This window comes from Pseudomonas sp. p99-361 (assembly GCF_003935475.1).
GTDB lineage: Bacteria > Pseudomonadota > Gammaproteobacteria > Pseudomonadales > Pseudomonadaceae > Aquipseudomonas > Aquipseudomonas juntendi.
In genome coordinates this window covers 38,587-59,625 of the sequence record NZ_RHQO01000032.1, presented here as the reverse complement: position 1 = coordinate 59,625, position 21,039 = coordinate 38,587, and the positions used below count along the sequence as shown (strand labels likewise).

Here is a 21,039-nt window from a genome sequence, read left to right as displayed (position 1 = left end):
CGCGCGGGCGGCGCTCGATCTCACAGGCGCTGAAGATGCTCCGGCTACCCTTGCCAGGAACCATAGAATCTCCCACAAGATCACCGCCAGCCTCCAGATCTGCGCAGTACCTGTGGGAGCGGGCAAGCCCGCGAAGCATCCAGCGCTAACCCTTCAGGAATGCCGCCACCTGTTCAGCCGCCGCCTGCAAATGCTGCTCATGGCTGAACCCCGAAGCCTTCAACGGCTTCAGGTCATGGTCCGCCGCCACTAGCCAGCTCACCTCGATCGCCGGCGATAACGCATACCCTGCCACCGCCTCCCGGTTGCCCAGCGCATCGCGCTCGCCCTGCACGATCAACGTCGGGGTTTTCAACCCGGCCAGGTGCTCCACGCGCGGCTTCTCGGGTTTGCCCACCGCGTAGAACGGGTAGCCCAGGCACACCAGCGCATCGGCGCCCAGTTCGTCGGCCAGCAGGCTGGCCATGCGCCCGCCCATCGACTTGCCACCCACCGCCAGCTTGCCCGCGACCAAAGGTCGCACCTGCCGGTACACCTCGCGCCAGCTTTCCAGCAATACCTTCTGCGGGTTCGGCGGCCGCTTGCCACCGCCAACCCGGCGCTCGGCCATGTACGGGAACTCGAAGCGCAGCACCGCTACCCCAAGTGCCGCAAGCCTTTGCGCCATTTCGTCCATGAACCCGCTGTCCATCGGCGCACCGGCACCATGGGCCAGGATCAGGCAGCCCTTGTAACCCTCCCCGCCCTCGACCTGCGCAAGATTGCAGCGCAAGCCTGGGACATTTCCGACCTTCGCCCATTGATCCCCGTCAATACCGGCACTTTGCCCATTAATCATGCTTGCCTCGCTGTAAAGCCTGCCAAATAACCGTGGATGGGAACCCATACATGAACACAACCAGCAGTACCGCCTATAACTACAAGGTGGTCCGCCAATTCGCCATCATGACGGTGGTGTGGGGAATCGTCGGGATGGGGCTCGGCGTTTTCATCGCCGCCCAGCTTGCCTGGCCTGCCCTCAACTTCGACCTCCCCTGGATCAGCTTCGGCCGCCTGCGCCCACTGCACACCAATGCGGTGATCTTCGCCTTCGGCGGCTGCGCGCTGTTCGCCACGTCCTATTATTCGGTGCAACGCACCTGCCAGACCACCCTGTTCGCACCCGGCCTGGCCGCGTTCACCTTCTGGGGCTGGCAGCTGGTGATCCTGCTGGCGGCCATCAGCCTGCCATTGGGCTACACCAGCTCCAAGGAATACGCCGAGCTGGAATGGCCGATCGACATCCTGATCACCATCGTCTGGGTCTGCTACGCCATCGTGTTCTTCGGCACGCTGATCAAGCGCAACACCAAGCACATCTACGTGGGCAACTGGTTCTTCGGCGCGTTCATCCTGACGGTGGCCATGCTGCACATCGTCAACAACCTGGAACTGCCGGTCAGCCTGACCAAGTCGTACTCGGTCTATGCCGGTGCCACCGACGCCATGGTGCAGTGGTGGTATGGCCACAACGCGGTGGGCTTCTTCCTGACCGCGGGCTTCCTGGGGATGATGTACTACTACGTGCCCAAGCAGGCCGAACGCCCGGTGTATTCCTACCGCCTGTCGATCGTGCACTTCTGGGCGCTGATTACCCTGTACATCTGGGCCGGCCCGCACCACCTGCACTACACCGCCCTGCCTGACTGGGCGCAATCGCTGGGCATGGTGATGTCGCTGATCCTGCTGGCACCGAGCTGGGGCGGCATGATCAACGGCATGATGACCCTGTCGGGGGCCTGGCACAAACTGCGCAGCGACCCCATCCTGCGCTTTTTGGTGGTGTCGCTGGCGTTCTACGGCATGTCCACCTTCGAGGGCCCGATGATGGCCATCAAGACGGTCAACGCCCTTTCCCACTACACCGACTGGACCATCGGCCACGTGCACGCTGGCGCCCTCGGCTGGGTCGCGATGATCTCGATCGGCGCGCTGTACCACACCATCCCGAAAGTGTTCGGCAAGGAACGCATGTACAGCATCGGCCTGATCAACGCGCATTTCTGGCTGGCCACCATCGGCACCGTACTGTACATCGCCTCGATGTGGGTCAACGGCATTGCCCAGGGCCTGATGTGGCGCGCAGTGAACAGCGACGGCACGCTCACCTACTCGTTCGTGGAAACCCTGGTGGCCAGCCACCCAGGCTTCATCGTGCGCTTCGTCGGCGGTGCGATCTTCCTCAGCGGCATGTTCCTGATGGCCTGGAATACCTGGCGCACCGTGCGTTCGCCGGCGCTTGATGCTGCCCCTGCGAACGCCCAGCTGGCTTGAGGAGACCTGCCTGATGAAACATGAAGTCATCGAGAAAAACGTTGGCCTGCTGGCCCTGCTGATGGTGTTGGCCGTCAGTATCGGCGGCCTGACCCAGATCGTGCCGCTGTTCTTCCAGGACGTCACCAACAAGCCGGTCGAAGGCATGAAGCCTTACACCGCGCTGCAGCTCGAAGGCCGCGACATCTACATCCGCGAAGGCTGCGTAGGCTGCCATTCGCAGATGATCCGCCCATTCCGCGCCGAAACCGAGCGCTACGGCCACTACTCGGTCGCCGGCGAGAGCGTGTGGGACCACCCGTTCCTGTGGGGCTCCAAGCGTACCGGCCCGGACCTGGCCCGGGTCGGCGGCCGCTACTCGGACGACTGGCACCGCGCGCACCTGTACAACCCGCGCAACGTGGTACCGGAGTCGAAGATGCCGGCGTACCCCTGGCTGGTCGCCCAACAGGTGGATAACAGCCACACCGACGTGAAGATGCGCACCCTGCGTACGCTCGGCGTGCCGTACACCGACGACGACATCGCCGGTGCCCGCGACGCGGTCAAGGGCAAGACCGAGATGGACGCGCTGGTGGCCTACCTGCAGGTGCTTGGCACCGCGATCAAGAACAAGAGGTGATTGCGATGGAAATGGACACCGGCATGATTCGCGGCCTCGGCACCCTGGTGGTGATGGTCGCCTTCATCGGCCTCTCCCTGTGGGTATTCAACCGCCGTCGCGACCGTGATTTCGCCGAGGCGCGCTTGCTGCCCTTCGTCGACGACCGCCTGCCCGCTGCCGGGCAGGAACCTGCTGCAAAAAGGAGTAACGGGCAATGACCACCTTCTGGAGTACGTATATCAGCGTACTGACCATCGGGAGCCTGATTGGCCTGACCTGGCTGTTGCTCGCCACCCGCAAGGGCCAGAGCCACAACCCCACCGACCAGACTATGGGCCACAGCTTCGACGGCATCGAGGAGTACGACAACCCCTTGCCCAAGTGGTGGTTCTGGCTGTTCGTCGGCACCCTGGTGTTCGCGGTCGGCTACCTGATCCTTTACCCGGGCCTGGGCAACTGGAAAGGCATTCTGCCGGGTTATGAAAATGGCTGGACCGGCGCCAACGAATGGCAAAAGGAAATGGACAAGGCCGATGCCCGCTTCGGGCCGATCTTCGCCAAGTACGCCGCCATGCCGGTGGAGGAAGTGGCCAAGGACCCGCAGGCGTTGAAAATGGGCGGGCGCCTGTTCGCCTCCAACTGTTCGGTCTGCCATGGCTCGGACGCCAAGGGCGCGTTCGGCTTCCCCAACCTCACCGACAAGGACTGGCGCTGGGGCGGTGATGCGCAGACCATCAAGGCGTCGATCATGAACGGCCGCCATGGTGTGATGCCGGCCTGGGCCGAGGTGATTGGCGAGCAGGGCGTGGCCGACGTCGCCGCGTTCGTGCTGACCAGCATGGACGGCCGTAAACTGCCGGAAGGCGCCAAGGCCGACCCGGCCAAGGGCAAGGAGATCTTCGCCGGCAACTGCGTGGCCTGCCACGGGCCGGAAGGCAAAGGCACCCCGGCCATGGGCGCGCCCGACCTGACCCACCCACAGGCGTTCATCTATGGGTCGAGCTTTGCCCAGCTGCAACAGACCATCCGCTACGGTCGCCAAGGGCAGATGCCGGCGCAGGCCGAGATTCAGGGTAATGACAAAGTGCACCTGTTGGCGGCGTATGTGTACAGCCTGTCGCAGGATGGCGCGGCTGAAACTGTGACCTCCAAGTAATACCCCCGGGGCCGCTTTGCGGCCCATCGCGACGCAAGGCCGCTCCTACAGGAGATCGCATTTTTTCTGTAGGCGCGGCCTTGTGTCGCGAAAGGGCTGCAGAGCAGCCCCAGCGCTCCCCCGCCCTACTCCCTCCCTTGCACCCCCTCCGAACAGAACTAAGCTTGTTGCCACAGTGGGCATCCTACGAAAGCACCGGCGCAGACGCCGCGCCTGGTCAGTGGCCGCCTCCAAAAAAAGCTTGACCGATCGATCAGAAAAAGGTGAAAAACGGTACACATTACAAATATTTATTTGTGTACAATCCACCTGACCCGAGCGCTGCGGGACATCAGTGAACGGGCCCGGACACGGGTCGGCGTACCAAAGTTGCGTTGCGGTAACCCGGAGGGTTATCAATACTGGCGCCGATTTTTCAACCAACAAGAACATCAAAACCGTGGAACCTTAGAATGAGCACAGCAATCAGTCCGACTGCTTATAACTATAAGGTCGTCCGCCAGTTCGCCATCATGACGGTGGTCTGGGGGATCCTTGGCATGGGCCTCGGCGTCTTCATCGCCTCGCAGCTGGTGTGGCCACAACTGAACCTGGACCTGCCCTGGACCAGCTTCGGGCGCTTGCGTCCGCTGCACACCAACCTGGTGATCTTCGCCTTCGGCGGCTGCGCGCTGTTCGGCACCAGCTACTACGTGGTGCAGCGCACCTGCCAGACGCGGCTGATTTCCGACAGCCTGGCCGCCTTCACCTTCTGGGGCTGGCAGGCGGTGATCGTCGGGGCGCTGATCACCCTGCCGATGGGCTACACCACCACCAAGGAATACGCCGAGCTGGAGTGGCCACTGGCGATTCTGCTGGCCATTGTCTGGGTCACCTACGGGGTGGTGTTCTTCGGCACCATCGTCAAGCGCAAGACCAAGCATATCTATGTCGGCAACTGGTTCTACGGTGCCTTCATCGTGGTCACCGCGATGCTGCACATCGTCAACCACATCTCCCTGCCGGTCAGCCTGTTCAAGTCGTACTCGGCCTACTCCGGCGCCACCGATGCGATGATCCAGTGGTGGTACGGGCACAACGCCGTGGGCTTTTTCCTGACCACCGGCTTCCTGGGCATGATGTACTACTTCGTGCCCAAGCAGGCCGAGCGGCCGATCTACTCGTACCGCCTGTCGATCGTGCACTTCTGGGCGCTGATCACCCTGTACATCTGGGCCGGCCCGCACCACCTGCACTACACCGCCCTGCCCGACTGGGCGCAGTCGCTGGGTATGGTGATGTCGATCATCCTTCTGGCGCCAAGCTGGGGCGGCATGATCAACGGCATGATGACCCTGTCGGGCGCCTGGCACAAACTGCGTACCGACCCGATCCTGCGCTTTCTGGTGGTGTCGCTGGCGTTCTACGGCATGTCCACCTTCGAAGGCCCGATGATGGCCATCAAGACCGTCAACTCGCTGTCGCACTACACCGACTGGACCATCGGCCACGTGCACGCAGGCGCCCTCGGCTGGGTCGCCATGATTTCGATCGGCGCCGTGTACCACATGATCCCGCGCCTGTATGGCCGCGTGCAGATGCACAGCGTTGGCCTGATCAACGCGCACTTCTGGCTGGCCACCATCGGCACCGTGCTGTACATCGCCTCGATGTGGGTCAACGGCATCACCCAGGGCCTGATGTGGCGTGCCATCAACGATGACGGCACCCTCACCTACTCGTTCGTCGAGGCACTGCAAGCCAGCCACCCGGGCTACATCGTGCGTGCCCTGGGCGGTGCGTTCTTCGCCAGCGGCATGCTGCTGATGGCCTACAACGTGTTGCGTACCGTGCGTGCCGCCAACCCGGCACAGGCTGAAGAAGCCGCCAAGATCGTCGTTGTGGGAGCGCACTGATGAAGCATGAAGCCGTCGAGAAGAACATTGGCCTGCTGGCCTTCTTCATGGTCATCGCGGTAAGCGTCGGTGGCCTGACCCAGATCGTCCCGCTGTTTTTCCAGGACGTCACCAACAAGCCGGTCGAGGGCATGAAGCCGCGTACCGCCCTGGAGCTGGAAGGCCGCGACATCTATATCCGCGAAGGTTGCGTGGGCTGCCACTCGCAGATGATCCGCCCGTTCCGCGCCGAAACCGAGCGCTACGGGCACTACTCGGTCGCCGGCGAGAGCGTGTGGGACCACCCGTTCCTGTGGGGCTCCAAACGCACCGGGCCGGATCTGGCACGGGTCGGTGGCCGCTACTCCGATGACTGGCACCGCGCGCACCTGTACAACCCGCGCAACGTGGTGCCGGAATCGAAGATGCCGGCCTACCCCTGGCTGGTCGAGAACACGCTCGACGGCAAGGACACCGCGAAGAAGATGGAGGTGCTGCGCACACTCGGCACACCGTACACCGACGCCGACATTGCCGGCGCCCGTGACGCGGTCAAGGGCAAGACCGAAATGGACGCCCTCGTGGCGTACCTGCAGGGTCTTGGCACCATCATCAAGAGCAAACGGTGACGCTGATGGATATCGGGATGATTCGCGGCCTGGGTACCGTCGTGGTGATGGTGGCGTTCGTGGGCCTGGCGCTGTGGGTGTTCAACCCACGGCGCAAGAAGGACTTCGACGAAGCCACCCAACTGCCCTTCGCCGATGACCCCGAGGCCAAACGGCACGTCGAGCAAGCAAAAGCTTCTGGGAGCAAACAACAATGACAACCTTCTGGAGTCTGTACGTTACCGTCCTGACCCTGGGCACCATCTTCTCGTTGACCTGGCTGCTGCTGTCGACCCGCAAGGGCCAGCGCGAAGAGGTGACCGACGAAACCGTCGGGCACGCCTTCGATGGTATCGAGGAGTACGACAACCCACTGCCGAAATGGTGGTTCTGGCTGTTCGTCGGCACCATCGTCTTCGCCCTCGGCTACCTGGTGCTGTACCCAGGGCTGGGCAACTGGAAAGGCATGCTGCCGGGTTATGCCTACCTGGACAACGACAAACAGACCGAGTTTTCCAACGGCCAGCAGGGCTGGACCGGCGTGCACGAGTGGGAAAAGGAAATGGCCAAGGCCCAGGCGCGCTTCGGCCCGATCTACGCCAAGTTCGCCGCCATGCCTATCGAGGAAGTGGCCAAAGACCCACAGGCGCTGAAAATGGGCGCACGCCTGTTCGCCTCCAACTGCTCGGTATGCCATGGCTCCGACGCCAAGGGCGCCTTCGGTTTCCCCAACCTGACCGACAATGACTGGCGCTGGGGCGGCGAGCCGGAAACCATCAAGGCCACCATCATGGGCGGCCGCCACGGTGTGATGCCGGCATGGGCCGAAGTGATCGGCGACCAAGGTGTGGCCGACGTCGCGGCATTCGTGGTCAGCAAGCTCGATGGCCGTACCCTGCCGCAAGGGGTCAAGGCCGATGTGCAGAATGGGCAGAAGATCTTCGCCGCCAACTGCGTGGCCTGCCACGGGCCGGAAGGCAAAGGCACGCCAGCCATGGGGGCACCGAACCTGACCCACCCGCAGGCGTTCATCTACGGCTCCAGCTTTGCCCAGTTGCAGCAGACCATCCGCTATGGCCGCCAGGGGCAGATGCCGGCCCAGGAACAGCTGCAGGGTAACGACAAGGTGCACTTGCTGGCGGCTTATGTGTACAGCCTGTCGCACCAGGCTGAGCCGGCCAAGGCCGAGTAAGGCAGGCCCGGCCTCTTCGCGGGCTCGCCCGCTCCCACAGCCTCGAGGCTGATGAGGGACCTGTGGGAGCGGGCAAGCCCGCGAAAAGGCCGGCACAACCAAGCATTTCTCGCAGGCTGATGACCTGGATCAATTGACACCCGCCATAACACGATTCACACCGCGAACCCAACGCGACTAAAGGTCGCAGTGCGACCCCGGGCCGCCCACAGCGGCGTATCATGAACCGCAGAGCGCTAGCAGATTGCGCGAGACTGCGGCCGGCACGCACTGGCCGCGGCATTTTTCCACTGCCGTGGGACTTGATGATGAGCAAGCAAATTCCGGTACATGATGTAACCCCGCCTGCCACGAAAGGGAAGGACTCCGTCGACCTCTACGCGTCCCGCGAAAAAATCTATACCCGCGCCTTCACCGGCCTGTTCCGGCGTTTGCGCATGGTTGGCGGTGCCGCGCTGTTCCTGCTGTACTTCGGCACGGTATGGCTGAACTGGGGTGGCCACCAGGCGGTGTGGTGGAACCTGCCCGAGCGCAAGTTCTATATCTTCGGTGCCACCATCTGGCCGCAGGACTTCATCCTGCTGTCAGGCATCCTCATCGTCGCCGCCTTCGGCCTGTTCTTCATCACCGTGTTCGCAGGCCGGGTCTGGTGTGGCTACACCTGCCCGCAAAGCGTGTGGACGTGGATCTTCATGTGGTGTGAAAAGGTCACCGAGGGCGACCGCAACCAGCGCATCAAACTGGACAAGGCGCCCATGAGCGCCAGCAAGTTCCTGCGCAAGTTCAGCAAGCACAGCCTGTGGCTGCTGATCGGCTTCGTCACCGGCATGACCTTCGTCGGCTACTTCTCGCCGATCCGTGAACTGGTGATCGAGTTCTTCACCGGCCAGGCCGATGGCTGGGCCTATTTCTGGGTCGGCTTCTTCACCCTCGCCACCTACGGCAACGCCGGTTGGCTGCGCGAGCAGGTGTGTGTGTACATGTGCCCCTACGCCCGCTTCCAGAGCGTGATGTTCGACAAGGACACACTGATCGTCTCCTATGACCCGCGCCGCGGCGAAACCCGGGGGCCGCGCAAGAAAGGCGCGGATTACAAGGCCCAAGGCCTGGGTGACTGCATTGACTGCACCTTGTGCGTGCAGGTCTGCCCGACCGGCATCGACATCCGCGACGGCCTGCAGATCGAATGCATCGGCTGCGCCGCCTGCATCGATGCCTGCGACGGCATCATGGACAAGATGAACTACCCCAAAGGGCTGATCAGCTACACCACCGAGCACAACCTCTCCGGGCAGAAAACCCACCTGCTGCGGCCCCGCCTGATCGGCTACGCGCTGGTGCTGCTGGTGATGATCATCGGCCTGGCCACGGCCTTCGCCACCCGCTCGCTGGTCGGTTTCGACGTCAGCAAGGACCGTGTGCTGTACCGCGAAAATGCCCAGGGCCGGATCGAGAACGTGTACAGCCTGAAGGTCATGAACAAGGACCAGCGTGACCATGTGTATGTGCTGGACGCCACTGGCCTGCCAGACCTCACGCTCGAAGGCCAACGCGAGATCCGCGTGGCCGCCGGGGATATCGTCAGCCTGCCGGTGCAGCTGTCGGTGGCGCCGGAAAAACTGCCATCGACCACCAACGAAATAACCTTCATCCTCAAAAGCGCCGACGACAGCAGCGCACAAGTTGAAGCCAAGAGCCGCTTCATCGGCCCACAGATCCGCTAAGAGAGATAACCCACAATGCCTGCCACCGCCGCCGACCCTTGGTACAAGCACCTCTGGCCCTGGATCATCATCGCGATCCTCACCACCTCGGTGTGCCTGAGCCTGAGCATGGTCAGCATCGCCGTGAACAACCCGGACAACCTGGTGAACGACAATTACTACGAGGCGGGCAAGGGCATCAACCGCTCACTGGACCGCGAACTGCTGGCACAGAAGCTGCGCCTCCAGGCCAGTGTGCACCTGGATGAACTGACCGGCGAAGTGGACCTGCGCCTGGCCGGCAACAGCAACCCGCAGAACCTGGAACTGAACCTGATATCGCCCACCCAGCCGGAAAAGGATCGCAAGGTGCTGCTGAGCCAGGTCGAGGCCGGGCGTTACGTGGGGCAACTGCAAGACAAGGTTGACGGGCGGCGTTTCGTTGAGCTGCTGGGCAGTGAAGGTGGCCAGGTGTGGCGGCTGTTCGAGGAGGAGAAGGTCGAGCATGGCGTGACCTTGCAGCTTGGTGATGAAGCCATCCAAGGCGCCGAGCACCTGTAGGAGCGGCCTTGTGTCGCGAAAGGGCTGCGCAGCAGCCCCTGCAACCTATGCTGCGAAGCTAAGATCGTGGGGCCGCTTCGCGCCCCTTTCGCGACACAAGGCCGCTCCTACAGGGAAGCGCGCCAACCGGCCGCTATGTGTAAGGCAATGATGTGATGACCCAACCCATTCCCTGCTACCACTGCGCCCTGCCCGTTCCGGCCGGCAGCCGCTTCACCGCTGTGGTGCTCGGCGAGCCCCGCGAGTTCTGCTGCCCCGGCTGCCAGGCAGTGGCCGAGGCGATCGTGGCCGGCGGCCTGGAACACTACTACCAGCACCGCAGCGACAACAGCACCAACCCCGAAGCGTTGCCCAGGCAGTTGCAGGACGAACTGGCCCTGTACGACCGCAGTGACGTGCAGCAAACCTTCGTCCACCACCTGGGCGACCTGGCCGAGGCCACCTTGCTGATCGAAGGTATCAGCTGTGCAGCGTGTGGCTGGCTGATCGAAAAACACCTGCGCAACCTGCCCGGCGTCGCCGAGGCGCGCCTTAACCTGTCCAACCACCGCCTGCTGGTTGCCTGGGATGCCTCGCAGCTGCCACTGTCGCGCCTGCTGGCCGAACTGCGCCAGATCGGTTACGCCGCTCACCCCTACCAACCCGACCAGGCCGCCGAGCAGTTGGCCCGGGAAAACCGCAGTGCCCTGCGGCGCCTGGGCGTTGCCGGGTTGTTGTGGTTCCAGGCAATGATGGCGACCATGGCCACCTGGCCGGAATTCAACATCGACCTGTCGCCCGAGCTGCACACCATCCTGCGTTGGGTGGCGCTGTTCCTGACGATCCCCATCGTGTTCTACAGCTGCGCACCGTTCTTCAAGGGCGCCGCCCGCGACTTGCGCACCCGCCACCTGACCATGGATGTTTCGGTGTCACTGGCCATTGGCCTGGCCTTCGGTGCCGGCATCTGGACAGCCATCACCGGCAGCGGCGAGCTGTATTTCGACACCGTGGGCATGTTCGCCCTGTTCCTGTTGACCGGCCGCTACCTGGAACGCCGCGCCCGCGAGCGCACCGCAGCGGCCACGGCGCAACTGGTGAACTTGCTGCCGGCTTCGTGCCTGCGGCTGGACAGCCAAGGCCGCAGCGGGCGCATTCTGCTCAGTGAACTGCAATGCGGCGACACCGTACAGGTGCTGCCCGGCGCGGTGATTCCCGCCGACGGGCGCGTCGTCGAAGGCCGCTCCAGCGTCGACGAATCGCTGCTCACCGGTGAATACTTGCCACAGCCGCGGCGGGTGGGGGACCGGGTCACCGGCGGCACCTTGAACGTGGAAAGCACGCTGAATATAGAAGTCCAGGCCTTGGGCCACGACTCGCGGCTGTCGGCTATCGTCCGCCTGCTGGAGCGCGCGCAGACGGAAAAACCACGCCTGGCAGAAATTGCCGACCGCGCCTCGCAGGGGTTCCTGCTGTTCTCGCTGCTGGCCGCAGTGGCCATCGGCCTGTGGTGGTGGTACCTGGAGCCGGCCCGGGCGTTCTGGATCGTGCTGGCCATGCTGGTGGCGACGTGCCCTTGTGCGCTGTCGCTGGCCACCCCCACCGCACTCACTGCAGCCACCGGCACCCTGCATAAGCTTGGCCTGCTGGTGACCCGTGGCCATGTGCTGGAAGGCCTGAACCAGATCGATACGGTGATTTTTGACAAGACCGGCACGCTGACCGAAGGCAGGCTGACCTTGCGCAGCATTCGCCCACTCGGCAGCCACCCCGCGGACCGTTGCCTGGCGCTGGCGGCGGCATTGGAGAACCGCTCGGAGCACCCCATCGCCCGCGCGTTCGGGCGCGCGGCCACAGCTGCTGAAGAGGTGCAGAGTGTACCCGGCCTGGGCCTGGAAGGGCTGGTCGATGGCCAGCGCCTGCGCATTGGCCAGGCCAGCTTCGTCTGCGCCTTGAGCGGCGCGCAAGTACCTGCGGTGCCCGAGCCTCGCGGCCAGTGGCTGCTGCTGGGCGACCGCCAGGGGCCATTGGCCTGGTTCGGCCTGGACGACCGCTTGCGCGATGATGCACCGGCCCTGCTGGCTGCCTGCAAAGCGCGGGGCTGGCGCACCCTGCTGCTGTCTGGCGACAGTTCGCCGATGGTCGCGGAAGTCGCCGCGCAACTGGGCATCGACCACGCCATTGGCGGCCTGCGCCCGGACGACAAACTGGACCGCCTCAAAGCCTTGCAGGCCGAAGGGCGCAAGGTGCTGATGCTGGGCGACGGGGTCAACGATGTGCCGGTGCTGGCCGCCGCCGACATCAGCATCGCCATGGGCAGCGCCACCGACCTGGCCAAGACCTGCGCCGACGCGGTGCTGCTGTCCAACCGCCTGAGCGCGCTGGTGCAGGCGCTGGAACTGGCGCGCCGCACCCGCCGCAACATCCTCGAGAACCTGCTGTGGGCAACCCTGTATAATGGCCTGATGTTGCCGTTCGCCGCCCTCGGCTGGGTCACCCCGGTGTGGGCTGCTGTCGGCATGTCGGTGAGCTCACTGATCGTGGTGCTCAATGCCCTGCGCCTGACCCGCGCGCCAGTCAGTGCGGGGCTGCCCGCGATGGATGCCGCGCAACCCGCCAGGAGTACGCCATGCCCGCCCTCTATGTCATGATCCCCGCAGCCCTGCTGCTGGTCGGCGTGGCCGTGTACATCTTCTTCTGGGCCGTGGACAGCGGCCAGTACGACGACCTCGACGGCCCGGCGCACAGCATTCTGTTCGACGACCAGGACCCTCGTCACCAGGCGGCGGTCAAACCCGACGACACGCCGGGCAGCGCCGACAAGGACTTGCCACCCCGTGTCTGACCTGCTTCCCCTGCTGGGCTCGGCGCTGGTGCTCGGCTTGCTCGGCGGCGGCCACTGCCTGGGCATGTGCGGCGGCCTGATGGGTGCGCTGACTTTGGCCATCCCCCCTGAACAACGCGGCAGGCGCCTGCGCCTGCTGCTGGCGTACAACCTGGGGCGCATCTTCAGCTATGCCTGCGCCGGGTTGCTGCTGGGCCTGGCCGGCTGGGCCGTGGCCAGCAGCCCGGCCGCCCTGGCCCTGCGGGTCCTGGCCGCCTTGCTGTTGATTGCCATGGGCCTGTACCTGGCCGGCTGGTGGAGCGGGCTGACGCGTATCGAGGTGCTAGGCCGCGGCGTGTGGCGGCATATCCAGCCGCTGGCGTCACGCTTGCTGCCGGTGTCCAGCCTGCCCCGTGCGTTGCTGCTGGGGGCCTTGTGGGGGTGGTTGCCATGCGGGTTGGTGTACAGCACGTTGTTATGGGCGGCCAGCCAGGGCCATGCCGGCTACAGCGCGGCGTTGATGCTGGCGTTCGGGGTGGGCACCTGGCCGGTGCTGCTGGCGACCGGATTGGCGGCAGAGCGGGTAAACACTTTGTTGAAACGGCGCAGTGTGCGGGTGGCTGGCGGGGTGCTGGTGATGCTGTTTGGTATCTGGACCATGCCCGGGCCGCACCAGCATTGGCTGATGGGGCATTGAGGGCTACAAGCTACAAGCTACAAGCTACAAGAAAAAGCAGATCTGCTTTCGACTTTCGACTTTCGACTTTCCACTTGCTGCTTGCTGCTTGCCGCTTGCCGCTTGCCGCTTGCCGCTTGCCGCTTGATACAAATCAACACAGATTCCTACAGACGCCCATAGACTCCGGTTCACTGCTGCTCTTTCCGGGGACCGCCCACATGCTCGACGACATTCGTTGGGATACCGACCTGATCCGCCGCTACGATCTTGCCGGGCCACGCTACACCTCCTACCCGACCGCCGTGCAACTGCACAGCGAGGTGGGTTCCTTCGACCTGCTCCACGCCCTGCGCGAAAGCCGCCGGGCGGTACGCCCGCTGTCGCTGTATGTGCATGTGCCGTTCTGCGCCAACATCTGCTACTACTGCGCCTGCAACAAAGTCATCACCAAGGACCGCGCCCGCGCCGCGCCGTACCTGCAGCGCCTGGAGCAGGAGATTCAGCTGATCGCCTGCCACCTGGCACCGAAACAGCGAGTGGAACAGCTGCATTTCGGCGGCGGCACCCCGACCTTCCTCAGCCATGTGGAACTGCGCCAACTGATGACTACCCTGCGCCAGCACTTCCACTTGCTGGACGATGACTCCGGCGACTACGGCATCGAGATCGACCCGCGCGAAGCCGACTGGTCGACCATGGGCCTGCTGCGTGAACTGGGTTTCAACCGCGTCAGCCTCGGCGTGCAAGACCTCGACCCCGCCGTGCAGCGCGCGATCAACCGCCTGCAAAGCCTGGAGCAGACCCGCACCCTGATCGAGGCGGCGCGCACCTTGCAATTCCGCTCGATCAACCTCGACCTGATCTACGGCCTGCCCAAACAAACCCCGCAAGGCTTCGCCCGCACCGTCGAAGAGGTGATCCGCCTGCAGCCCGACCGCTTGTCGGTGTTCAACTACGCCCACCTGCCCGAACGCTTCATGCCGCAACGGCGTATCGACAGCAGCGACCTGCCCAGCGCGGCCGCCAAGCTGGAGATGCTGCACGCCACCATCGAGCAGTTGACCGCCGCTGGCTACCGCTATATCGGCATGGACCATTTCGCCCTGCCCGACGACGAGCTGGCCATCGCCCAGGAAGAAGGCACCCTGCAGCGCAATTTCCAGGGCTATACCACCCACGAGCACTGCGACCTCATCGGCCTGGGCGTGTCGGCCATCAGCCAGATCGGCGACTTGTACTGCCAGAACAGCAGTGACCTCAACACCTACCAGGACAGCCTGACCAACGCCCAGCTGGCGACCCAGCGCGGCCTGCTGTGCAACCATGACGACCGCATCCGCCGGGCGGTCATCCAGCAACTGATCTGCCATTTCCAGCTGGTTTACGAACCCATCGAGCAAGCGTTCACCATCGATTTCCGCGGTTACTTCGACCACCTCTGGCCAGAACTGCTGACCCTGCAGCGCGACGGCCTGATCAGCCTGGACGACAAGGGCATCCGCATTCTCCCGGCCGGGCGCTTGCTGGCGCGTTCGGTATGCATGGTGTTCGATGCCTACCTGGCGATGCAGAACCGCCAGCGCTTCTCCCGGGTTATCTGAAAAGCGAGACGTTCAACCGCATGGACACCCCACCTTGCCGGGCACACTATGGGCGAACGAGGAGTCCCGGCAGGGCATCTGCCGGGGTTTTGCCAGCGCGCAGCATTGATGCGCACACTGGCCTACACCCTGTGTCGTAGGTTACCCTTACGACTTATGTGTGCTTTCCCACAAGGATCGATCCAAATGTCCGAGCCAGTCAAACTGCGCCCTCACAACCAGGCCCATTGCAAGGATTGCAGCCTGGCCCCCCTGTGCCTGCCTCTTTCACTCAACCTGGAAGACATGGATGCACTGGATGAAATCGTCAAACGCGGGCGTCCGCTGAAAAAAGGCGAGTTTCTGTTCCGCCAGGGTGACAATTTTGGCTCGGTCTACGCGGTACGTTCCGGCGCCCTGAAAACCTTCAGCCTCAGCGACAGCGGCGAAGAACAGATCACCGGTTTCCACCTGCCCAGCGAACTGGTCGGCCTGTCGGGCATGGACACCGAAGCCTACCCGGTGTCGGCGCAAGCTCAGGAAACCACCTCGGTGTGCGAAATCCCCTTCGAGCGCCTCGACGAACTGTCGGTCCAGCTCCCGCAGCTGCGCCGCCAGCTGATGCGGGTAATGAGCCGTGAAATCCGCGATGACCAGCAAATGATGCTGCTGCTGTCGAAAAAAACCGCCGACGAGCGCATTGCCACGTTCCTGGTGAACCTGTCGGCGCGCTTCCGCGCCCGCGGCTATTCGGCCAACCAGTTCCGCCTGAGCATGTCGCGCAACGAAATCGGCAACTACCTGGGCCTGGCAGTGGAAACCGTGTCACGGGTGTTCACCCGCTTCCAGCAGAACGGCCTGCTGCGCGCCGAAGGCAAGGAAGTGCACATCCTCGACCCGATCCAGCTGTGTGCGCTGGCCGGTGGTGCAATGGAGGCCTGATGCCGGTATTTAGCGGGTATACTTGGGCATTCGTTTTCCCAGGATACCCGCAACAATGCACAGCGACGCCTTCGACCTCAAAGCCCTGATCCGCCCAGTGGTGGACTTCCCCAAGCCCGGCGTGATCTTCCGTGACATCACCCCGCTGTTCCAGTCGCCGCGCGGGCTGCGCTATGTGGCCGACCAGTTCATCGAGCGCTATGTCGAGGCTGAGTTCAGCCACATTGGCGCCATGGACGCGCGGGGTTTCCTGATTGGTTCGATCATCGCCCACCAGTTGAACAAGCCACTGATCCTGTTCCGCAAGCAAGGCAAGCTGCCAGCCGACGTGCTGAGCGAGGGTTACCAGACCGAGTACGGCGAGGCCTTTCTGGAGGTGCACGCCGACAGCCTGTGCGAAGGCGATTCGGTGTTGATTTTCGATGACTTGATCGCCACGGGCGGGACCTTGCTGGCAGCGGCCAACCTGGTGCGCCGCACCGGTGCGCAGGTGTTCGAGGCCGCCGCGATCATCGACCTACCCGAACTGGACGGTTCGCGCCGGCTGCAGGCGGCCGGGGTGCCGACCTTCTGCCTGACCGAGTTTTCCCTCAGCGAGTATTGAGTTGCAAGTCGCAAGCAGCGCAAGTCGCAAGTCGCAAGTCGCAAGTCGCAAGTCGCAAGTCGCAAGTCGCAAGTCGCAAGCTACAAGCAGAAGCCGATCTGCTTTAGCTTGTAGCTTGTAGCTTGTAGCTTGTAGCTTGCAGCTTGCAGCTTGCAGCTTGCAGCTTCAGAGCGAAATCGGCCGCCGCCCGGCAAAGGCATGGGCCAGTGTTCCGCCATCCACCAGTTCGAGCTCCCCGCCCAGGGGTACACCATGGGCGATGCGCGAGGCCACCAGGCCTTTTTCATTGAGCAGCTGCGCGATGTAATGCGCCGTCGCCTCGCCTTCCACGGTCGGGTTGGTCGCCAGGATCACCTCGGTGAAGGTACCCTGCTCTTCGATCCGCGCCATCAGTTGCGGAATGCCGATGGCCTCCGGCCCCAGGCCGTCCAGTGGCGACAGGTGGCCTTTGAGCACGAAGTAACGGCCGCGGTAGCCGGCCTGCTCGACCGCATACACATCGGTCGGCCCCTCGACCACACACAGCTGGGTGTCGTCACGCCGCGGGTCAGCACACTGTGGGCACAGGTCCTGCTCGGTCAAGGTGCGGCACTGCCGGCAATGCCCTACCCCTTCCATGGCCTGGGTCAAAGCCTGGGCCAGGCGCAGCCCCCCGCTACGGTCACGCTCGAGCAGTTGCAGGGCCATGCGCTGGGCGGTTTTCTGGCCTACACCTGGCAAGATGCGCAGGCCGTCGATCAATTGGCGGATAAGGGGGCTGAAGCTCATGGGGAAGGCCTGACAATTCAATAAGGGGCGGTTTATACCCAGCGGGGACAGTGGCGTCAAATCAGCCTCCGGGTGGGAGCGCGCCGGGTCAAGAATAATGACCGCGGCGGCTGCGAGTACGCACAAAAAAAAACCGCCGCTGGTGTCAGCGGCGGTTTTCGAGGGCGCATGCCTTAGAACGGCATTTTGAAGCCCGGCGGCAGCTGCATGCCGGCGGTCATGCCGCCCATTTTTTCCTGGCTGCTCTGCTCCACCTTGCGCACTGCATCGTTCAACGCAGCGGCGATCAGGTCTTCCAGCACTTCCTTGTCATCTTCATCGGTCGACATCAGGCTCTGGTCGATGCTGACGCGCTTGACGTCGTGACGACCGGTCATCACCACGCTCACCAGGCCGCCACCAGACTGGCCGGTGACTTCGGCGTTGGCCAGCTCTTCCTGCATTTTCTGCATTTTTTCCTGCATCTGCTGGGCCTGCTTCATCAGGCCGGCCATGCCACCTTTCATCATGGGGGTATACCTCGATTGGGTCATTTGATGCGGCCCGGCGCCGGGCCGGCCGCAGGGTTATCCGTTACTGGCCCTGGTTGGCCAGGGCTTCTACAGGCTCAATAGTATCCTGCCGCACCTTGGCACCGAACAACTTGATCATCTGCTGGATCAATGGATCCTGCTCGATCGAGGCGACGGCGCCCTGCTGACGCTCGGCCCGCTTGCGCGCGGCGGCCTGGGCCGGGGTTTCCTGCTCGGGCAGGACCAGTTCGATGCGCAGGTTCAGCGTGCGCCCCAGATGCTGGTTGAGCGCCTCGTTCAGGCGCCGCTGCTGGGTCGTGTTGAACAGCGCACCCTGGCCTGGGTCCAGGTGCAGCAGCCAGTCGTCGCCATCGGCGGCAATCAGCGTACAGTTTGCTGCGATGTTGCCTGTCATACCCGAGACAGGCAACTGTGGGAATAATTCCAGCCATTGCAGGGCCAGACCGGTGGCCGGCTTGGCGGCTGGCAACGGAGCAGGCGCGGGCGCAGGGGCTTCTTCCTGAACGTGTTCGGCTAACTCGTCGAGGTAGCTGAAGCCAACCGGATCGCTTTCGCCGCCGTAGTAGTCTTCGTCCAGCGGCGGCTCGTCGTCCCGGTCCATGCCAACGGCGGCGTAGGCAGACGGGTCGAAAGGCGGCTCGTCATGCACGGCAGGCGCGGCCGTAGGCGCCGCCTGCGGGGTCGGCCGCGGGGCTGACGCAGGCTCTGCGACTGGCGTCTGCGGCGCCACAGGCGCGCTGGTCGGGGCTGGGTCCTCCCACGGCAGGTCGACCACCTCGGCGACGGGCTCAGGCACCGAAATGGCCTCGACTTCGGCCCTCAGCTCGGCGTCTGCGGGCAGCTCGGGCTCATGGTCCACCGTGGCTGGCGGCGGCACTACCAGCGGCGCGGGCGCAGGCTCGGCGGCGGGCGGCGGCACGGCAGGCGCAGGGGCTGCCACCGGGTTGGCAGGATCAGCTGTGGCCTGGCTGATCCCCACTGGCTTTAGCACCGGTTTCGGCGCATCGTCGGTGTCGGCCGGGCGGAAGGCGAGCATTCGCAACAAGACCATCTCGAAGCCACCACGCGGGTCCGGCGCCAGCGGCAGGTCACGCCGACCGATCAGGCCCATCTGGTAATAGAACTGCACATCCTCGGCCGGTAATGCCTGGGCCAGCGCCAGCACCCGGTCACGGTCGCCCTGGCCGTTGTCCACTGCCTCGGGCAGCGCTTGGGCGATGGCTACACGGTGCAGCACGTTGAGCATTTCCGCCAGCACGCCAGCCCAGTCCGGCCCTTGCTCGGCCAGGTTGCGCACGGCCTCCAGCAGGGCCCGGGCATCGCCCTCGAGCAGCGCCTGCAGCACCCCATAGACCTGCCCGTGGTCGAGGCTGCCGAGCATGGCCCGCACATCGGCGGCCAGCACCTTGCCTTCGCCGAATGCGATGGCCTGGTCGGTCAGGCTCATGGCGTCACGCATGGAACCGTCGGCGGCGCGGCCCAACAGCCACAGGGCATCTGCCTCGAACGGGACGTTCTCCGCAGCCAGCACATGGCTGAGGTGCTCGACCACCCGCTCTGGGCTCATGTTCTTCAGCGAGAACTGCAGGCAACGCGACAGGATGGTGGCCGGCAGCTTCTGCGGGTCGGTGGTGGCCAGGATGAACTTGACGTACGGCGGCGGCTCTTCCAGTGTCTTGAGCAAGGCATTGAACGAGTGCGTCGAGAGCATGTGCACTTCGTCGATCAGGTAGACCTTGAAGCGCCCACGGCTGGGCGCGTACTGCACGTTATCGAGCAGTTCGCGGGTGTCTTCGACCTTGGTACGGCTGGCGGCGTCGATTTCGATCAGGTCGACGAAGCGGCCCTCGTCGATCTCCCGGCACACCGAACAGGTGCCGCAGGGCGTGGAGGTGATGCCCGTCTCGCAGTTCAGGCATTTGGCGATGATACGGGCAATGGTAGTCTTGCCCACGCCACGAGTACCGGTGAACAGGTAGGCATGGTGCAGGCGCTGGTTGTCCAAGGCATTGATCAAGGCCTTGAGCACATGGGTCTGGCCGACCATTTCGCGGAACGAGCGCGGACGCCATTTACGTGCAAGAACCTGATAACTCATCGAAAAACCATCGTAGCCTGATCGAGCGGAAGATCGCTAATGCTAGCGGAGCGGGGGCAAAATTGCACCCTGCGCAGCTCGTCTAAGCTATGAATCGGGCGCCTGTTGTCCAGGGAGGAGATGCTTTTGCGAAAACTGCTGGCCTTGCTGTTGGTCTGGGCTACCCAGAGCGTGGCAGAACAGCCGGTGCTGCGTTTTTCCGTGGCTGAAAGCTGGAGCATGCCGCTGGTGCGGATTGAAGATGACCAGCCGGTCGAGGGCCTGGTCTATGACCTTGTACAGGCGCTGGCCCGGGAAGCAGGGGTCCGCCCGCAGTATCACGTGATGGCCAGGCTGCGCTTGCAGGAGGCCATGAACAGCGGTGACATTGATGTGCGCTGCTACGTCAGCACGCAATGGTTCAATGACCGCCCGGGGGACTTTGTCTGGAGCATCCCGCTGTTTCACCAGCGCGACGTGCTGGTGGGGCGCCTTGGCGACAGCAACCCGGTCGCAGCAGAGCAACTGCCGCCCCAGGCCATCGGTACAGTGCTGGGGTACACCTATCCAACCTTGCAACCCCTGCTGGACCAAGGCCGGCTGAGTCGCGAAGACAGCCGCAGCCAGCTGCTGGTCCTGCAGAAACTGCAAGCCCACCGCTATCGCCATGCAGTGAGCAACGAGTTGTCGCTGCAGTGGTTCAACCAGGGGCAGCCGGCAGCTCGGCAGCTGCAAGTGCTGGCAGTACTGGAGGAGCAGGACCTGGGGTGCATGGTGCGCAACGACCCGGCGATACCCACACAAGGGCTGCTGCGGGCCTTGGTGCGCCTGAAACAGACGGGGGAAATCGAGCGGATCCTGCAGCGATACGCAGGGATGGGCCGTAGCGACAACCCGTCTGTCGCTCGCCCGTGAAACAGAAGCGCTGGTGATGTACAGAGGCAGCAAGCCAGCACGCTCCCTGTGGTCGCTGGCTTGCCGGCGATCTACGGCGAAGCGGGTGCCTATACCGCGTCGCCTGTTTCGCGGGCACGCCCGCTCC

21 protein-coding genes are annotated in these 21,039 nt (G+C 63.9%); 17 read left to right on the top strand and 4 right to left on the bottom strand.

What is annotated here, in order from left to right; all coding sequences use genetic code 11:
- Positions 1–145 precede the first annotated feature (145 nt).
- Entirely contained in the window at positions 146–838 is a 693-nt protein-coding gene (locus EGJ22_RS15600; RefSeq protein ID WP_009683891.1) for an alpha/beta family hydrolase, read from the bottom strand.
- Positions 839–888: 50 nt separating this feature from the next.
- Between EGJ22_RS15600 and ccoN (EGJ22_RS15595) the strand changes: the two genes are divergently transcribed.
- The 16 genes from ccoN (EGJ22_RS15595) (at position 889) to EGJ22_RS15510 (ending at position 16,619) form a co-directional block, all read left to right on the top strand.
- Positions 889–2,313, top strand: a complete 1,425-nt coding sequence (ccoN, locus tag EGJ22_RS15595; RefSeq protein WP_125920316.1) for a cytochrome-c oxidase, cbb3-type subunit I — start codon at positions 889–891, stop codon at positions 2,311–2,313.
- Positions 2,314–2,326: 13 nt separating this feature from the next.
- Positions 2,327–2,935 carry a cytochrome-c oxidase, cbb3-type subunit II gene (gene ccoO / locus EGJ22_RS15590; protein WP_009683894.1) on the top strand — a complete coding sequence of 203 codons (609 nt, stop codon included), beginning with the start codon at positions 2,327–2,329 and terminating at the stop codon, positions 2,933–2,935.
- A gap of 5 nt (positions 2,936–2,940) precedes the next feature.
- Entirely contained in the window at positions 2,941–3,135 is a 195-nt protein-coding gene (locus tag EGJ22_RS15585; RefSeq protein ID WP_009683895.1) for a cbb3-type cytochrome c oxidase subunit 3, read from the top strand.
- Positions 3,132–4,073, top strand: coding sequence for a cytochrome-c oxidase, cbb3-type subunit III (ccoP, locus tag EGJ22_RS15580; RefSeq protein WP_009683896.1), 942 nt, complete (start codon positions 3,132–3,134; stop codon positions 4,071–4,073). The genes EGJ22_RS15585 and ccoP (EGJ22_RS15580) overlap by 4 nt, the downstream gene beginning before the upstream one ends.
- A gap of 452 nt (positions 4,074–4,525) precedes the next feature.
- Entirely contained in the window at positions 4,526–5,968 is a 1,443-nt protein-coding gene (gene ccoN / locus EGJ22_RS15570; RefSeq protein WP_029885689.1) for a cytochrome-c oxidase, cbb3-type subunit I, read from the top strand.
- Positions 5,968–6,576 (top strand): cytochrome-c oxidase, cbb3-type subunit II, encoded by a 609-nt coding sequence (ccoO, locus tag EGJ22_RS15565; RefSeq protein WP_009683898.1) that lies wholly within the window; start codon positions 5,968–5,970, stop codon positions 6,574–6,576. The genes ccoN (EGJ22_RS15570) and ccoO (EGJ22_RS15565) overlap by 1 nt, the downstream gene beginning before the upstream one ends.
- A 5-nt stretch (positions 6,577–6,581) precedes the next feature.
- Entirely contained in the window at positions 6,582–6,773 is a 192-nt protein-coding gene (locus EGJ22_RS15560) for a CcoQ/FixQ family Cbb3-type cytochrome c oxidase assembly chaperone (protein ID WP_009683899.1), read from the top strand.
- Positions 6,770–7,747 (top strand): cytochrome-c oxidase, cbb3-type subunit III, encoded by a 978-nt coding sequence (ccoP, locus tag EGJ22_RS15555; protein WP_029885690.1) that lies wholly within the window; start codon positions 6,770–6,772, stop codon positions 7,745–7,747. The genes EGJ22_RS15560 and ccoP (EGJ22_RS15555) overlap by 4 nt, the downstream gene beginning before the upstream one ends.
- A 308-nt stretch (positions 7,748–8,055) precedes the next feature.
- Positions 8,056–9,471 carry a cytochrome c oxidase accessory protein CcoG gene (gene ccoG, locus EGJ22_RS15550; RefSeq protein ID WP_009683902.1) on the top strand — a complete coding sequence of 472 codons (1,416 nt, stop codon included), beginning with the start codon at positions 8,056–8,058 and terminating at the stop codon, positions 9,469–9,471.
- A 15-nt stretch (positions 9,472–9,486) separates the two neighbouring features.
- On the top strand, positions 9,487–10,011 hold the full coding sequence (locus tag EGJ22_RS15545; protein WP_009683903.1) for a FixH family protein: 525 nt from the start codon (positions 9,487–9,489) through the stop codon (positions 10,009–10,011).
- Between the two features lie 155 nt (positions 10,012–10,166).
- On the top strand, positions 10,167–12,641 hold the full coding sequence (locus EGJ22_RS15535; RefSeq protein ID WP_029885691.1) for a heavy metal translocating P-type ATPase: 2,475 nt from the start codon (positions 10,167–10,169) through the stop codon (positions 12,639–12,641).
- Positions 12,620–12,835, top strand: coding sequence for a cbb3-type cytochrome oxidase assembly protein CcoS (ccoS, locus tag EGJ22_RS15530; RefSeq protein WP_009683906.1), 216 nt, complete (start codon positions 12,620–12,622; stop codon positions 12,833–12,835). The genes EGJ22_RS15535 and ccoS overlap by 22 nt, the downstream gene beginning before the upstream one ends.
- A complete protein-coding gene (locus EGJ22_RS15525; protein ID WP_009683907.1) occupies positions 12,828–13,511 on the top strand; it encodes a sulfite exporter TauE/SafE family protein in 684 nt (227 codons plus the stop codon). The genes ccoS and EGJ22_RS15525 overlap by 8 nt, the downstream gene beginning before the upstream one ends.
- A gap of 200 nt (positions 13,512–13,711) precedes the next feature.
- A complete protein-coding gene (gene hemN / locus EGJ22_RS15520) occupies positions 13,712–15,094 on the top strand; it encodes an oxygen-independent coproporphyrinogen III oxidase (protein WP_125920315.1) in 1,383 nt (460 codons plus the stop codon).
- Positions 15,095–15,280: 186 nt separating this feature from the next.
- Positions 15,281–16,015: a Crp/Fnr family transcriptional regulator FnrA gene (gene fnrA / locus EGJ22_RS15515; RefSeq protein WP_009683909.1), complete on the top strand. Its 735-nt coding sequence runs from the start codon at positions 15,281–15,283 to the stop codon at positions 16,013–16,015.
- Between the two features lie 55 nt (positions 16,016–16,070).
- Positions 16,071–16,619, top strand: coding sequence for an adenine phosphoribosyltransferase (locus tag EGJ22_RS15510; RefSeq protein ID WP_009683910.1), 549 nt, complete (start codon positions 16,071–16,073; stop codon positions 16,617–16,619).
- 165 nt (positions 16,620–16,784) lie between these two features.
- Here the strand turns inward: EGJ22_RS15510 and recR are convergent, their stop codons facing one another.
- The 3 genes from recR to dnaX form a co-directional block, all read right to left on the bottom strand.
- The gene (gene recR / locus EGJ22_RS15505) at positions 16,785–17,387 is read right to left on the bottom strand and encodes a recombination mediator RecR (protein WP_009683911.1); all 603 of its coding nucleotides are present in this window, start codon (positions 17,385–17,387) and stop codon (positions 16,785–16,787) included.
- A gap of 173 nt (positions 17,388–17,560) precedes the next feature.
- Positions 17,561–17,896: a YbaB/EbfC family nucleoid-associated protein gene (locus tag EGJ22_RS15500; RefSeq protein WP_003254305.1), complete on the bottom strand. Its 336-nt coding sequence runs from the start codon at positions 17,894–17,896 to the stop codon at positions 17,561–17,563.
- A gap of 64 nt (positions 17,897–17,960) precedes the next feature.
- Positions 17,961–20,018, bottom strand: a complete 2,058-nt coding sequence (gene dnaX, locus EGJ22_RS15495; protein ID WP_029885693.1) for a DNA polymerase III subunit gamma/tau — start codon at positions 20,016–20,018, stop codon at positions 17,961–17,963.
- A 120-nt stretch (positions 20,019–20,138) separates the two neighbouring features.
- Between dnaX and EGJ22_RS15490 the strand changes: the two genes are divergently transcribed.
- Positions 20,139–20,912, top strand: a complete 774-nt coding sequence (locus tag EGJ22_RS15490; protein WP_009683915.1) for an ABC transporter substrate-binding protein — start codon at positions 20,139–20,141, stop codon at positions 20,910–20,912.
- The last annotated feature ends 127 nt before the right edge of the window (positions 20,913–21,039 follow it).